The organism is Flavobacterium palustre (assembly GCF_014639535.1).
GTDB classification, from domain to species: Bacteria; Bacteroidota; Bacteroidia; order Flavobacteriales; family Flavobacteriaceae; genus Flavobacterium; species Flavobacterium palustre.
In genome coordinates, this window is sequence record NZ_BMGA01000002.1 from 226,733 (window position 1) to 240,689 (window position 13,957).

General features: G+C 34.9%; 15 protein-coding genes. 7 read left to right on the forward strand and 8 right to left on the reverse strand.

Annotated features, from left to right (window positions below; translation table 11 throughout):
• Nucleotide 1 precedes the first annotated feature (1 nt).
• From IEV84_RS05765 to IEV84_RS05775, 3 genes are all read right to left on the reverse strand, one after another.
• The gene (locus IEV84_RS05765) at nucleotides 2-715 is read right to left on the reverse strand and encodes an alpha/beta fold hydrolase (protein WP_188493336.1); all 714 of its coding nucleotides are present in this window, start codon (nucleotides 713-715) and stop codon (nucleotides 2-4) included.
• 182 nt (nucleotides 716-897) lie between these two features.
• Entirely contained in the window at nucleotides 898-1,302 is a 405-nt protein-coding gene (locus IEV84_RS05770) for a glyoxalase (protein WP_188493338.1), read from the reverse strand.
• 176 nt (nucleotides 1,303-1,478) lie between these two features.
• The gene (locus tag IEV84_RS05775; protein ID WP_188493340.1) at nucleotides 1,479-1,775 is read right to left on the reverse strand and encodes a DUF3817 domain-containing protein; all 297 of its coding nucleotides are present in this window, start codon (nucleotides 1,773-1,775) and stop codon (nucleotides 1,479-1,481) included.
• Nucleotides 1,776-1,879: 104 nt separating this feature from the next.
• Between IEV84_RS05775 and IEV84_RS05780 the strand changes: the two genes are divergently transcribed.
• From IEV84_RS05780 to IEV84_RS05795, 4 genes are all read left to right on the forward strand, one after another.
• Nucleotides 1,880-2,395 (forward strand): DUF6155 family protein, encoded by a 516-nt coding sequence (locus tag IEV84_RS05780; RefSeq protein ID WP_188493341.1) that lies wholly within the window; start codon nucleotides 1,880-1,882, stop codon nucleotides 2,393-2,395.
• A gap of 108 nt (nucleotides 2,396-2,503) precedes the next feature.
• Entirely contained in the window at nucleotides 2,504-4,051 is a 1,548-nt protein-coding gene (locus IEV84_RS05785) for a DEAD/DEAH box helicase (protein WP_188493343.1), read from the forward strand.
• Nucleotides 4,052-4,195: 144 nt separating this feature from the next.
• Complete coding sequence (locus IEV84_RS05790) at nucleotides 4,196-5,536, forward strand: DEAD/DEAH box helicase (RefSeq protein WP_188493345.1); 1,341 nt, start codon at nucleotides 4,196-4,198, stop codon at nucleotides 5,534-5,536.
• Nucleotides 5,537-5,603: 67 nt separating this feature from the next.
• The gene (locus IEV84_RS05795; RefSeq protein ID WP_188493347.1) at nucleotides 5,604-6,884 is read left to right on the forward strand and encodes an NAD(P)/FAD-dependent oxidoreductase; all 1,281 of its coding nucleotides are present in this window, start codon (nucleotides 5,604-5,606) and stop codon (nucleotides 6,882-6,884) included.
• A gap of 159 nt (nucleotides 6,885-7,043) precedes the next feature.
• Here IEV84_RS05795 and IEV84_RS05800 read toward each other — a convergent pair whose 3' ends face one another.
• From IEV84_RS05800 to IEV84_RS05810, 3 genes are all read right to left on the reverse strand, one after another.
• Nucleotides 7,044-8,051, reverse strand: a complete 1,008-nt coding sequence (locus IEV84_RS05800; protein WP_188493348.1) for an LLM class flavin-dependent oxidoreductase — start codon at nucleotides 8,049-8,051, stop codon at nucleotides 7,044-7,046.
• Between the two features lie 21 nt (nucleotides 8,052-8,072).
• On the reverse strand, nucleotides 8,073-9,101 hold the full coding sequence (locus IEV84_RS05805) for a zinc-dependent alcohol dehydrogenase family protein (RefSeq protein WP_188493349.1): 1,029 nt from the start codon (nucleotides 9,099-9,101) through the stop codon (nucleotides 8,073-8,075).
• 114 nt (nucleotides 9,102-9,215) lie between these two features.
• Nucleotides 9,216-9,752, reverse strand: a complete 537-nt coding sequence (locus tag IEV84_RS05810) for a YfiT family bacillithiol transferase (RefSeq protein WP_188493351.1) — start codon at nucleotides 9,750-9,752, stop codon at nucleotides 9,216-9,218.
• Nucleotides 9,753-9,930: 178 nt separating this feature from the next.
• Between IEV84_RS05810 and IEV84_RS05815 the strand changes: the two genes are divergently transcribed.
• Complete coding sequence (locus IEV84_RS05815) at nucleotides 9,931-10,332, forward strand: winged helix-turn-helix transcriptional regulator (RefSeq protein WP_188493353.1); 402 nt, start codon at nucleotides 9,931-9,933, stop codon at nucleotides 10,330-10,332.
• Between the two features lie 191 nt (nucleotides 10,333-10,523).
• On the opposite strand, the gene IEV84_RS16475 is transcribed toward IEV84_RS05815, so the two are convergent.
• Nucleotides 10,524-10,775, reverse strand: a complete 252-nt coding sequence (locus IEV84_RS16475) for an NrtR DNA-binding winged helix domain-containing protein (RefSeq protein ID WP_229732621.1) — start codon at nucleotides 10,773-10,775, stop codon at nucleotides 10,524-10,526.
• A 116-nt stretch (nucleotides 10,776-10,891) separates the two neighbouring features.
• On the reverse strand, nucleotides 10,892-11,275 hold the full coding sequence (locus IEV84_RS16480) for an NUDIX hydrolase (protein ID WP_229732622.1): 384 nt from the start codon (nucleotides 11,273-11,275) through the stop codon (nucleotides 10,892-10,894).
• Between the two features lie 388 nt (nucleotides 11,276-11,663).
• On the opposite strand from IEV84_RS16480, the gene IEV84_RS05825 reads away from it, so the two are divergent.
• Both IEV84_RS05825 and IEV84_RS05830 read left to right on the forward strand, forming a co-directional pair.
• The gene (locus tag IEV84_RS05825; protein WP_229732623.1) at nucleotides 11,664-12,998 is read left to right on the forward strand and encodes a carbohydrate porin; all 1,335 of its coding nucleotides are present in this window, start codon (nucleotides 11,664-11,666) and stop codon (nucleotides 12,996-12,998) included.
• A 77-nt stretch (nucleotides 12,999-13,075) separates the two neighbouring features.
• The gene (locus IEV84_RS05830; RefSeq protein ID WP_188493356.1) at nucleotides 13,076-13,936 is read left to right on the forward strand and encodes a sugar phosphate isomerase/epimerase family protein; all 861 of its coding nucleotides are present in this window, start codon (nucleotides 13,076-13,078) and stop codon (nucleotides 13,934-13,936) included.
• The last annotated feature ends 21 nt before the right edge of the window (nucleotides 13,937-13,957 follow it).

A 13,957-nucleotide genomic window follows, 5' to 3' on the forward strand; every position in this document is an offset into this window, starting at 1 on the left:
TTTAGCTAAATTTAATTCGGGATAAATAATGAGGAAACATTTCTTTCCAAAGTGGCCAGTCGTGTGGCTTATTCTGCCTGATATCAAGCCAATGGTGCATGCTTTTGTCAGACAAGAGTTTACTCATTTTCAGATTGGCATCAAAACAAATATCCCAATTGGAAGTTCCCAGAACTACATCCATATTCCACAATTCATAATCATTAAGACCATGCAGATAATCGTCGGGACTGTGATAGAAAACAGCATCATTATGGAAGCCGTCTAAGTAACTTTTGATATTGAAAATACCGCTCATACTAAACAAATGACTCACATAACCGGGATGTCTAAAGGCAAAATTAGAAGCATGATAACCTCCAAAACTACAACCTGCCATCACCACTTTTCCAGAAGGGGTATTGTGTCGCACTTTTTCCACAATTTCATGACAAATCATTTTGTCGTACCAATCGTGATTTTCTATGCGGTGTACCGGATGGATATGTTTGTTGTAAAAACTGTCTTTGTCAATACTGTCGGGACAATAAATTTGGATTAATCCCTGTTCGACATACCATCTTACCGATTCAATTAACCCCATGTCTTTATTTTCGAAATAACTTCCCATGGAGGTTGGAAACAGGATTACGGGATAGCCTGAATGACCAAAGACAAGCATTTGGGTATCCCTATTCAAATTAGGAGAATACCATTTAAAATAATCCTCTTTCATAATAACTTTGATTTTAACAATTATAATGAAATTTATTACATCAAATCCCTAAATAGAGTAAGTTGCTCTATTTTTAACGAAAAAATAATACTCGCTTTATTTGGGTTGGATATTATTAGTTTTTGAGGCTAAAAACCGTGTTCTTTTTGAGTAATTTCTTAACATGGCAATAAAAGATTTTTTTAGCCTACTAAACTTTGATCAAATAACTGCACCTGATTTTTTAGTCTTTCAATAAGCATATTCATCATGCGTTTGTTTAGGTTCGATGAATTCCTGATGTACAATAAATATTCATCAACCGTAAACAAGGCAATAATCATCCCTTTTAGAGCATTCCTGAACTTGATGTCTTTTTGAATGGCATTTTCGATAATGGTTAATTTTTTTTCGACACTGAGTGTGTAAAAATCCCTTTTGTATTTACTAATGTAATTGTGGAAAGAAGCAATGAATAAATCATTTTGTAGTTTTAATATGGGTCTCAAAACTTCATTTTGAAAAATTTCATCTGCTGAAGATTGCGTGCTAACACTCCCGATAGCTTCACCTCTGAATTCACTTAAAAAACGATCTCTCTGGTCCATCTTTTTTTCTTAAATATAGGAAAAAAAAGTATCGAAGAATTTTTATTTTAATGTAAATATAAGGAGTGATTCATAATTTAACAGTTATAAATAACTACTGTTTGAAAATCAGTTTGTTACAAAATAAAACCGCTAATTGGTGAATTAGCGGTTTCAGTTTTTATAGTGAAATTTTATTATTTTGATAAAAGCGGCTCTTTACAGTATTTCTTTTCTACATAAAAAGTACCAAAAGGCAGTAAAGAAGCAATTAGAATAATTCCAAAATCTTTTAAACTCCATTTTTGTGCATTTTTCAATAAAAAAGCTAAAATGATATAGCCAATAAACAAAATTCCGTGACTCATTCCGATTGGATACAAAAGAGTGTGGTACAATTCGAAATTGTTAGGTTTAATAAAAAGCATATTGGAGAACAGAACTAAATAAGAAATTCCTTCAAGAAGAGCGGTAATTTTAAAAATCTTAAGCATGGATATTATTTTAAATATTTACACGCCAAAAATAATGATTATCATTGATTTTATGGCTAAGAAAACCCAAAGTAATTTACATTTGCAATCATAAAATTTTCATAATGAGCAAAAGAGATTTAAAGAAATATTTGGGCGAACTCGATAAAGAACAACTTCAGGAGCAATTGATAGAATTGTATGAAAAATTTACAGCCGTAAAAGAATATTACGATTTTGTTTTTAATCCAAAAGAAGAAAAGAGACTTCAGGAAGCCAAGCTGAAAATCTCCAATGAATATTTCCCTATTGGAAAAACCAGAAAAGCTAAAATGCGTCGTTCGACAGCTCAAAAAATCATCAAACATTTTATTACGCTGGGCGTAGATCCTTTTGTAACTGCCGATGTGATGTTATATACTATTGAAATTGCTCAGACTTTCTCGGCTGAAAATTCCATAAAACAGGAAGCTTTTTATAAAAGTATGCACAATTCTTTTGATCAGGCGGTTCAATTTTTAATTGCAAATGGCATTTTGAGCGAATTTAAACGTCGGATAAATGCAATTTATGACGAAATTCTTCAGCAAAAATGGAAAAACAGCAGCGATTTCCTGCTAATAATGGAGCGAATTAGCTAATAATAGGCTTGTAAATCAAATTATTTCAAATTGAGTTAATAATTTAAATTAAATATAACAAGATAACTGTTTTTTAGACGTATTTTTGCAAAAATTCAACAAAAAGCAATGTTCGAAAGTACGATAGAAATAGAAAAAGAAGAAAAAAAAGAACTTTATGCCTACCAGCAGGGTGATATTGATGCCATTTTTGAGCGCATTGATAATGGTCCTGAAAAACACCACTTATTGTATCAATTGCCTACAGGTGGAGGAAAAACAGTAATATTCTCAGAAATCGTTCGCCGTTACCTATCCAAACACAATAAAAAAGTAGTTGTTTTGACACACCGAATTGAGTTGTGCAAGCAAACTTCTAAGATGTTGAAAGGTTTTGGTGTTAAAAATAAAATCATCAATTCTAAAGTAAAAGATTTACCGGATCAAAACGAATATTCCTGTTTTGTAGCCATGGTAGAAACCCTTAAAAACCGTATCAACGATGAAAAATTGTTATTGGACAACATCGGTTTGGTTATTATTGATGAGGCGCATTATAATTCCTTTCGAAAATTATTAAATTCATTTGCCAATGCTTTTATATTAGGAGTAACCGCTACGCCGTTGAGTTCTAATATCAAATTGCCGATGAATCAAAGTTATGATGAATTAATTGTAGGCGATACTATTGGTTCATTAATTGAAAACGGATTTTTGGCCAAAGCAACCACTTATAGCTATGATGTAGGTTTGACTTCGCTAAAAGTAGGTATCAATGGCGATTATACCGTAAAATCATCCGATGATTTATATACCAATACCTTAATGCAGGAAAAATTACTGCATGCTTATACCGAAAGATCTATGGGTAAAAAAACCCTGATTTTCAATAATGGTATCAATACTTCATTGTATGTATATGAAACTTTCAGAGAAGCAGGTTATGCTATTCGCCATCTTGACAATACCAGCAGTAACGAAGAAAGAAAAGAAATTTTACACTGGTTCAAACATACAAAGGATGCCATTCTAACTTCGGTTGGGATTTTGACAACCGGTTTTGACGAACCAACAGTAGAAACCATCATATTGAACCGTGCTACAAAATCATTGACTTTATATTATCAAATGATTGGTCGTGGTTCTCGAAAATTACCTAACAAAGACGAATTTACAGTTATTGATTTGGGTAACAATGCCGCTCGTTTTGGATTGTGGAGCGAACCGGTAAACTGGCAGCACATTTTTAAATCACCGGAATTTTATTTGGAAAATCTTCGTGATGATGCTGAAATTGAGATGTATTTTAAATACACCATGCCTCCTGAATTAAGAGCTAAATTCCCGAATACTGAAGACGTAACCTTCGATGTAGATGAAGAACATAAATTGGCCATCAAGCACAATTTACGTTCTAAAGTAGTTTTGGATAAATCGTTGGATCAGCACGCAACGATGTGTGTTTATAATACAGAGACTTTACAGGAAGCCAAATTATTGTCTAAAGAATTGGATGATGATATTGAATGCCGTATTAAGCGTTATGCAAAATGCCTGAGCCAATGCAGTAAAAATTACCGTGAATGGCTAGTGGATGATTACAAACAAAAATTAACCTTGCTGATAGGGAAAAAGTATCGTGAGAAAATCATGAACGAACCTGATGACGAGGAATAAAACAATTTATATTTCAGAAACCATTAAGATATTTAGATAAGTTAAGCCTAAATTTCCTTAATTTCTTAATGGTAAAATTAAAATAGCTAATGTTTATTCAGTAGTAAAAATAAGGAGCTAATTATACAAATAATAAAAAAAACAATGTCAAAACAATTCTCAGATTTAGGAATTTCGACAGCTTTAGTACAAACCCTGAATGAATTGCAGCTTGTGATTCCCACAGCTATTCAGGAACAGGTCATTCCGTTGCTTTTAGCCAATCAAACTGATTTGGTAGGATTAGCAAAAACGGGAACGGGAAAAACCGCCGCTTTTGGGTTGCCTATTTTACAATTAATAGATGCTTCAAAACCCGTTGTACAGGCTGTAATATTAGTTCCAACCCGAGAATTAGGACATCAGGTTTTTAAAAATCTGGAATCTTTTGCACAACATCTTCCGGAAGTTTCTATTGCGGCAACTTGTGGAGGAATCCCAATAAAACCGCAAATTGAACGTTTAAGCAGTCCAACACATATTGTGGTGGCTACTCCGGGACGTTTGATTGATTTATTGCAACGAAAAGCCATCAGTTTAGCTGAAACCCAATTCTTAGTTTTGGATGAAGCTGATGAAATGGTGAGCATTCTAAAAGAAAGTTTAGATGAAATTGTTGCCGAATTACCTAAAAAACACCGTACTTTTCTGTTCTCGGCTACGATGCCGGGAACAATAAAGCAACTGATTCAGAATTATTTGCATAAAAATGTGGTACAAGTAAGTGCCAATATGGAAACTTCAGGAAATCAGCAGATTGATCATCAATATATTGTGGTAGATCCTATTGAAAAACTGGACGTATTGATGCACTTTTTGAATTCAAGAGAAGGACAACGCGGAATTATTTTTTGCAAAACAAAAGCAGCCGTAAATAAATTAGCTAAAAACTTAGCGATTAACCGTTTTTCATCGGGCGCTTTACACGGAAGTTTGTCTCAGGGAATTCGTGACAGAATCATGGAGCAATTTCGTGAAGGACATATTAATATATTAGTAGCTACTGATTTGGCTGCCAGAGGAATTGACGTAAAAGAAATTGCTTATGTAGTCAATTATCATTTGCCGGATACTTACGAGAATTACGTTCACCGTAGCGGAAGAACGGCAAGAGCAGGAGCAAACGGATTGTCATTAACCGTTTTACAGGCGGAAGAAGAAATTGAAATTGCTGATTTTGAAAGGGAATTAGGTATCCAATTCAAACCATTTGCAAAACCTTCGGTTGCCAGCATCGAAGACAACAATACGGTACTTTGGGCAAAACAAATTTTTAAAACGAAACCCAATCACGAAGTAGATACCGAATTAAAAACAAAAATCAAAACCATTTTTCATCATTTAACCAAGGATGAATTAATTGAAAAAATACTAGCCCATCATTTATTGCAAAATAAAAGTACGCTAGCAGAAAAACCAGTAAAAAAACTAAAACAAAAAAAATAAAAACAATCCACGCATCCTTTGATAACTAACACTAGCAAAAGATGTTATTTTAAAATTCTAAAAAATCATGGAAATCGTAATAATCGGAGGCGGTTTTGCAGGAATGAATCTGGCAAAAGAACTATTAAATCAGGACGGAGTTCACGTAACTCTGGTGGATAAAAACAACTACAATTTTTTCCCGCCATTGATTTATCAGGTAGCAACGGCCTATTTAGAGCCATCAAGTATTAGTTACCCTTTTAGAAAATTTTTCGCAGGCAAAAAGAACCTACAATTTCGTTTAGGAGAATTATTGGAAGTAGTACCTGCTGAAAATAAAGTAATCCTGAGTAATGGTGAGTTATCATACGACAAATTGGTTTTTGCAACGGGAGCAGAGACAAGTTATTTTGGTATGGAAAACGTAAAAAAGAACGCCATTCCAATGAAAACGCTGAATGATGCCATTGTAATGCGTAACACTTTGCTTAAAAATTTGGAAAAAGCTTCTATTACTAAAGATATTCGTAAACGTCGAAAATTATTGACTATTGTAGTTGCCGGAGGAGGACCTACAGGAGTTGAAATTTCGGGAATGTTTGCAGAAATGCGTAAAAACATCCTTTTAAAAGAATATCCTGAATTAGAAACTACGGCCAGTAATATTTATCTGGTTGACGGAGCTCCGGCTTTGTTGACACCAATGAGCAAACAATCTCAGGAAGATACTTATAAAGCCATTACTGATTTAGGCGTTATTGTAAAATTGAACAATAATGTGGTTGATTATGTTGATGATACAGTTCATTTTGCTAACGGAGATACCATTCAGACAAAAAATTTAATTTGGGCAGCCGGAGTTACGGCACGTGAATTCAAAGGGATTCCTGCTGAGAGTTATGGTCGTGGAAAACGTTTAAAAACAGACCCTTTTAATAAAATTGAAGGTACAGCTAATATTTACGCTATTGGTGATACCTGTATTCAATTTAATGATGAAGCTTTCCCTCACGGACATCCTCAGGTAGCACAGGTGGCTATCCAACAAGGAATTAATCTGGCTAAAAATATCAAACTGGAAATTCAGAAAAAAGCACTTGTGCCTTTTAAATATGTGGATAAAGGTTCAATGGCCATCATTGGAAAAGCAAAAGCTGTGGTGGATTTACCAAAGCCAAAAATGCATTTCAAAGGCACTTTTGCCTGGATGATTTGGTTATTTATTCACTTGATTTCATTGATTACTTACCGAAATAAAGTAAAAACTTTCTACAACTGGATGATTGCTTATTTCTCTAAAGACAATTCATTGCGAATGATTATCAGACCGGATAAAAAAGTAAAAACAGAAGATATTGTAAAATAAATTTTTCTATATAATTAATGAAACCGATACAGTGATTGTGTCGGTTTTTTTTGTGGGATATAAGCAATAATCCACCTATGAGAAATCTTCAAAAACAAAAACTAGATAACTTGACATTGATAACTTCTAAAGTGACTCATATTTGTTTACCATTAACTTTTAGCTATTATTAATTTCTTTCATTATTTCGGCAAATAACTCAACTGATTTGATGCGGTTTTTAAATCCGAAAACATTAGTAGAAACCATTAGTTCATCTACTTGGGTATCTTCCAAAAAACGTAGTATTCCAGCTTTAACCGTTGCTTTACTGCCTACGAAAGAGTATTTAAGCGTTTGTTGTACGGTTGGATGTTGAAACATTTGTCGCATTTCGAAATCCATTTCTACTGGTGGTTGCAAAGGTTTGGATGCACCAGTGAATATTCCGTAAAACATTTTAATTAAAGATGTAAAAATTGTCTGTGCCTCGGCATCGGTATCGGCAATAATTACATTAATTCCAGCAATGCTGTACGGTTTGTTTAAAAATTCAGAGGGTTGAAATTCTTGTTTATAAATTGCCAAAGCTTCGTGCAAATGCGTAGGTGCAAAATGGCTACCAAAGGCATATGGAAGTCCCTTTGCAGCCGCCAAGTGAGCACTATCCGTACTAGAACCTAAAATATATAAGGGTACGTCCATACCTTCGGCAATTGCCACTCGTACTTTACCAGATCCATTCTGAACGTCGAAATAGTGTTGAATTTTACTGATTCCCTCTGGAAATGAACGTGTTCCCTGCATAAAATCTGACCGGATAGCCTGTGCAGTTGCCGTATCGGTTCCGGGTGCTCTGCCTAAACCCAAATCTATACGGTTAGTGTACAATTGTGCCAAAGTACCAAACTGCTCGGCAACAATTAAAGGCGAATGGTTAGGAAGCATAATGCCACCAGAACCAACTCTGATATATTCCGTATTATTTGCAACATAACCAATCAAAACAGGTGTAGCATTGCTCGCAACAGTGTCTGTATTATGATGCTCTGCAAACCAAAATCTGGTGTAATGATTCTTCTCGGCCACTTTGGCTAATTGCAGTGAGTTGTTCAAAGTTTCTTTAAAACTCGTTCCCTCCGAAATCGCTGCAATTTCTAATAGCGAATAATTGATTTGATTTTTCATTCCTTAAAATGGTAATGCGTTTTATATTTCAATCACTACTTTACCCGTCACATTGCCACTTTGTAAGCGATCGTAGGCTTTTTGGTAGTCATCAAATACAAAAACACTATCAATCACAGGTTTCATTTCCACGCTTGCCATTGCTGATAATAATGCTTCAAAATCACTGCGAGAACCCATAGTGGTAGCACCCAGTTGTATGCCACGTGTCATAATTTCCAAAGGTGAAACGTCACCGCCCATACCGCTGGCAAAGCCTACCAACGCCACATTGCCACCTGCTTTGGTGCTGGCAACCGATTTATTAATTGTTTTTTCGCCTGCCACTTCCACGACTTTATCTACACCTAAGCCATTGGTTAATTTTAAAATTTCTTTGTCCCAATCAGGGTTTTTACCGTAAGCAACCACCGTTTCTGCACCCAATTCTCGTAATAGTTGGGCTTTGTCATCATCATCACGACTGGCAATCGCCAAAACCCTTGCACCGCTTAATATGGCTAATTGCAAAGCAAACACCGACACACCGCCTGCACCTTGTACCAATACAGTTTGACCTGCCGTTAAAATGCCGTGTTGGTGAATGGCATTCCACGCCGTTACCGCACCACAAGCAAGCGTCGCTGCTTCTACATAACTTAAATAATCAGGTAGTTGTACCAGTGACATTTCGTGCAACACAATATATTCAGCAAGCCACCCATCCATATTAAACCCAATACTGGCAACATAGTATTCGGGTTTCAGAACTTTGCCATCAACCCAATTTGCCCAGCAGTTTGCTGACACTCGTGAGCCAACTGTCACACGAGTCACATTTTCTCCCAATGCCACCACTTCGCCAGCACCATCTGACAATGGCACAACCGAATTGACTACCCCAGGATAGTTGCCACTTAAAGCCGCATGGTCACGGAAATTTAAAGATGCCGCTTTGACTTTAATCAATACTTCATTTTTTCCAAGCGTGGGAATAGCTTGCTTGGCTTGGATTAATTGCGTGTGATTACCATTTTTGGTTAATCGCACTGTGGTTTGAAAATCTAACATATAATATATCTTATTAAGGTTAAAAAAAGTCTTTTTATTGAACTGTAGCTATTGATAGAAAGCTGAGCGTAGAAGTAAGGTGTTATGATGTATATATCTTCGCACTAGGTTTCTTTACCATCCCATTCGGTCTTTCAGTCCTTTTATGTGTGCAAAATGATGCTTGCTGTGCCACGCAAAAATTGCTAAGAACTCGGGAAGCGACATTTGTCTGCCTGCATCAGGATAAAAAAAGGTAAGATTAAGCTCTTGCTCTGAAAGGGATTTTAGGTCTAAAACCCAACTTTCGTGCACACTATAAATCGCTTGCAGTACTGCTTGAATTGCACTATTTTGGATGTCGCCAAAATCTGTCAACTTCTTTTCGTTGTGAGGTTTTATGATTATTTTGTTTTCTTCCAATCCACGCTTAAACATTACATAAGCTCTCGAATGAGCATCAACAACGTGGGTTATCACTTGCTGAACTGTCCAGCCATTTTCCCGATATTGAGTGTCGAATTTTTCATTATCAAAGTTTTCAACAGTCTTAATCAATTCGCCAGGAATATTTCCAAGGATTCTAATGTAGTCCTGCACATCTTCACTTGATATTTTTGTAGGCATTTCAAATCGTCCAACTGGATATTTTAGTAATTCTAAATCGTTCATTTTTTAAATTTTTATTGATATTACAAAGGTATTTTAAAATACTTTCCTTTTGATAGTGCTTACCTGTAGGAAAGTAAATTTGTGCAAAATGAATTAATTTGAGATTCGCTATTTGGTAGTTTTAAAATTTACGCTTTCCTTTGTATAGCTATTTACAAGTTGATAGTGATGTATTGATATGAGAGATATTGCAGAAAAACAAAAAGAAAAGCCAATCTACTATGATTGTGCGGAAACGATCAAACCGTTACGTGACGCATTGGATGTCTTTACCGGAAAATGGAAAATACCTATATTGTTTTCAATGATGTCTGGAAATGAGCGTTATACAGAAATTCAGAGCAGTATGCCGTGTATATCACCAAAGGTTTTGGTTAAAGAACTCAAAGATCTTGAGCAGCATAAACTTATCAAACGGGTAATTATTGATGATTATCCTATAAAGGTTTTGTACAAATTGGAACCTTATGCTCAAAGCGTTATCCCAATTATAGAGACACTCAAAACTTGGGGACAAAACCATAGAAATAAACTGTTTGGACAACAAGAAGAAAACTTAAATTCTTCAAACCATAAGTAAATTTTAAACTGCAAATACAATATAAGTGACCAAAAATGACCGAAAAAAAGGCGAACACACAACAGCTAGGGTTTCTTTCGCGCCATAAATAACTGTAAAAATATAAACACTTGGTGGAATTACTAAGTGAGATTGCAATGCTATCGCTCGCAATTGACCAATAAATCCGTAAAATCCGTGGCAAAAAAAACTTAAATATTAATCAAATAACTCTCTTTGTAGATTTTTTGGTACACATCTTTGCTAAACATATACAATTGGGACGGTTTTTTAGAAACGCCGGTTTGTTTTTCGTCTAGAGCAATAATGTATTTTTTGGTAATTAATTTTCGTCTGAAATTTCGGTTGTCAATTTCCACTCCTAAAATCGCTTCGTAAGCTTCCTGTAAATCTTTGATGGTAAATTTATCAGCCAGTAACTCAAAAACAATAGGCTTAGACAAAGCATCTTCTTTTAAATCGGCATAGGCTTCGGCAATAATTTTTTCATGGTCAAAACCCAGTTCCGGCAGTTGGTTTACCGGAAACCATTGCGGATTGTATTGATTTTCTAATTGAACTATATCCGTTGGTAAAAAATATAATAAGCAATAGTGATGGTTCTTTCGCTGAAATGTTCGCTTTCGGCCCAGATTACATCTTTTTCATTCTTCAAACGGTTAGGATCTCCAAAAACATTAAATTGTTTTTTGTATAAATTATCCAGACCCGTTAATTCTTTCAAAACCCGGTTAGCCGTATCGTCTATGGTCTCATTTTCATAGGTGTGAAATCCTTTCAAAACATAATCATTCACAATAGCGTCTTTGGTGTTTTCTAATTTTAAAACACGTTCAATTAATAATACATTCAATGATTTTGTAGTGTTGTCAAATCCAAAAATTACACAGTCAACAGATATATTTGGAATTATTTCGACTTTCCTGTTTTGAATCAAACTCATAGTTTTTTTGGGTAAGTTGGTTTTGTTATGTCACAAATTTAACGATTAAATTTTAATATTCCTTCTTTTGATTTTCTTTAAAAATAAAAATTAAACGTATATAAAACGTTAAATATTCTTCTTTTACAGTATGTATTTTTTATAGCTGTTTTATATTGTAAATGTGTAATATATCTTTTATAATATTGATAAAAACAAAAAAATATTGATTTTTATTTGCTGAATACAAAAATAAAATAATATATTTGAAAAATAATAGTCAAATTGACGTTTAATAAAAAATAGCTTTGTTAGCTAAGCCGAAATGAAAATAAAATATACTTTGACGGAGAATAAACCACTCAAAAAATCAGTTTGGATTTTTTTGCTGTGTGCACTAGTATCCAAAATGAATGCACAGGTAGTAATTACCAATTCAAATTTTTCAATGGGAACAACGGGTAGGATAGGAGTTGGACTTTCGCCAAATGGGGAAGGAAATATGTGGAAACCGTTGAATTTATCAGGTCAGGGTTCGTTAGGCGGACGTATGGAGCAGGTGGATTATGTAGATATTTTGCCGGCGATTCATTTTACACCAAAAATCATTGGAAGCGACAGTACCAATGTTACTTTTCAAATGCGATTAGGAATGTATTCGGCTAACGGACAATTTGTGGGTAATGTAAGCAGTCGTTCTAATAATGGACTGACTTTTATTCTGCCGGAAGCTTATGTAGAAGCAACGAATATTTTAGGTAGCAAATGGTCAGCTTGGGCAGGTTCTCGTTTTCGCCGTTATGACGATATTCACATTAGTGATTATTTTTATTTTGATGATCATTCGGCACAGGGATTTGGTGTAAAATATAAAAACACCGAATTGACACTATTGATGCCTGCGTCAACCGATTCTACCGGAGTTTTTCCATACAATTATGAGGTTACTGTGGCTGGAGCAACTAATCCCGCAATTCGTCAAAGAATGGTTTGGATAGGGGAACATAGTATTCATTTGAAAAACAACAATACCATTAAACTTTTAGGAGAGTTTCATTATGTTTCTAAAAATTCGGCAGCAGCTTCTAAAACTTTTCCTTCCGATAACGGTTGGGTTGCCGGAATCAAATACAACAGTTCGTTTAAAACGGCCAAACCGGGTTCGTTTAACCAAATATCAGTACGTTATGGTTCCGGAATTGCTAATGGTGGTGACAACGGGAACACCTTTACCTGGGCTACTTACGGTGCTCCGGATGAAAATGGAAAATATACCAATGCTTATTCTTTTACAATGGTGGAACACTTTTTACTGAATCTATCCAATAAATTCAGTATTAATGGTTACGGGGTTTTCACAAAAAGCAAAGGAGGTTCAGCCAGCACAAATACCGATGAATATTTTAACGGAAAACAATTCTATAATCGAAAAACGGATTTTGTTGTTGGTGTACGTAACTTTTTTTATGTGACCAATTGGTTGCATTTGATTCAGGAAGTGCATTATGCTGTTAGAAAAGATGGTGATAATCCCGAAGCCAGTATGTGGAAATTTTCATTGGCTCCCACAATTGTTCCGCTGGGAAAAAGAGATCCCTGGAGTCGTCCTCATATTCGACTGGTTGGAACAGTAGCCCGATATAACGATTATGCACGGGATCATAATTATTCTCCTTTTTTGCAAATCAATCAAAAACGTTGGGGAACTTATGTAGGTGTAAAAACAGAATGGTGGCTTTTTTAAAAATCACTTCTATCTGATTTATAATTGCTTAACATATATTGCTTAAAATTATTTTTTAAATTAAAAATTAAATAGTCATGCCGATTTTTGGAACATCCATTTTATCATTTATACCCACCTGGACTTCTGATGGAGGACAATATGCTATAAAAAAAACAGCCGAATATGGTTTTGATATGCTGGAAATTCTTTTACCAACTTCACTGGATTTTGATGCAAAATCAGTAAAAAAACAATTGAATAATCACGGAATCTCAGCACGTTGTTCTCTTAATTTACCTAAAGATTGCCATGTTCCTTTTTATCCTGAAAAAGCTACTGTTATTATCAAAAAAGCCATTGATAAAGTTGCCGAAATGGATGGTGATTTTTTGGGCGGTGTGCTGCATTCGGCTATTGGGACTTTTACCGGAAATTCCTGTTCGAATGATGAAAAGTTAATTGTAGAGCAGGTGTTTTCTGAAGTGGCTGATTATGCTTCGAAACAAAATATCACAATTGCTATAGAACCCATCAACCGATATGAAAGTTATGTATTTACCAATGCCGCTGAAGTTTTGGAATTAATTAAGAATGTAAATAGTGATTTTTTAGGATTGCATTTGGATACTTTCCACATGAATATTGAAGAAAATGATTTCTATAATCCAATTGTTTGTGCCGGAAAGAATTTAAAACACCTTCATATCACAGAATCAGACAGAGGAATGACAGGAGAAGGCAATGTACATTGGGATAATTTATTTAAAGCTCTGGCCGAAATCAATTATCAGGGACCATTGGTATTGGAGAATTTTTCTTCTGAAATTAAGGAATTAATCGGACCTACATCGCTGTGGAGGCCTTCCAAATACAATTCGGAAGATCTTGCCAAAGGAAGTCTGGCCTTTATGAAAGCAATGGTAAACAAACATTATATCAACAACTCACACAAATAATTACTACAGTAAACCTAAAAA

Excerpts from the sequence above, each read along its gene's own strand:
- IEV84_RS05765 (WP_188493336.1), bottom strand. The coding sequence starts at position 715 with ATGAAAGAGGATTATTTTAAATGGTATTCTCCTAATTTGAATAGGGAT.
- IEV84_RS05770 (WP_188493338.1), bottom strand. The coding sequence starts at position 1,302 with ATGGACCAGAGAGATCGTTTTTTAAGTGAATTCAGAGGTGAAGCTATC.
- IEV84_RS05775 (WP_188493340.1), bottom strand. The coding sequence starts at position 1,775 with ATGCTTAAGATTTTTAAAATTACCGCTCTTCTTGAAGGAATTTCTTAT.
- IEV84_RS05780 (WP_188493341.1), top strand. The coding sequence starts at position 1,880 with ATGAGCAAAAGAGATTTAAAGAAATATTTGGGCGAACTCGATAAAGAA.
- IEV84_RS05785 (WP_188493343.1), top strand. The coding sequence starts at position 2,504 with ATGTTCGAAAGTACGATAGAAATAGAAAAAGAAGAAAAAAAAGAACTT.
- IEV84_RS05790 (WP_188493345.1), top strand. The coding sequence starts at position 4,196 with ATGTCAAAACAATTCTCAGATTTAGGAATTTCGACAGCTTTAGTACAA.
- IEV84_RS05795 (WP_188493347.1), top strand. The coding sequence starts at position 5,604 with ATGGAAATCGTAATAATCGGAGGCGGTTTTGCAGGAATGAATCTGGCA.
- IEV84_RS05800 (WP_188493348.1), bottom strand. The coding sequence starts at position 8,051 with ATGAAAAATCAAATCAATTATTCGCTATTAGAAATTGCAGCGATTTCG.
- IEV84_RS05805 (WP_188493349.1), bottom strand. The coding sequence starts at position 9,101 with ATGTTAGATTTTCAAACCACAGTGCGATTAACCAAAAATGGTAATCAC.
- IEV84_RS05810 (WP_188493351.1), bottom strand. The coding sequence starts at position 9,752 with ATGAACGATTTAGAATTACTAAAATATCCAGTTGGACGATTTGAAATG.
- IEV84_RS05815 (WP_188493353.1), top strand. The coding sequence starts at position 9,931 with ATGAGAGATATTGCAGAAAAACAAAAAGAAAAGCCAATCTACTATGAT.
- IEV84_RS16480 (WP_229732622.1), bottom strand. The coding sequence starts at position 11,275 with ATGAGTTTGATTCAAAACAGGAAAGTCGAAATAATTCCAAATATATCT.
- IEV84_RS05825 (WP_229732623.1), top strand. The coding sequence starts at position 11,664 with ATGAATGCACAGGTAGTAATTACCAATTCAAATTTTTCAATGGGAACA.
- IEV84_RS05830 (WP_188493356.1), top strand. The coding sequence starts at position 13,076 with ATGCCGATTTTTGGAACATCCATTTTATCATTTATACCCACCTGGACT.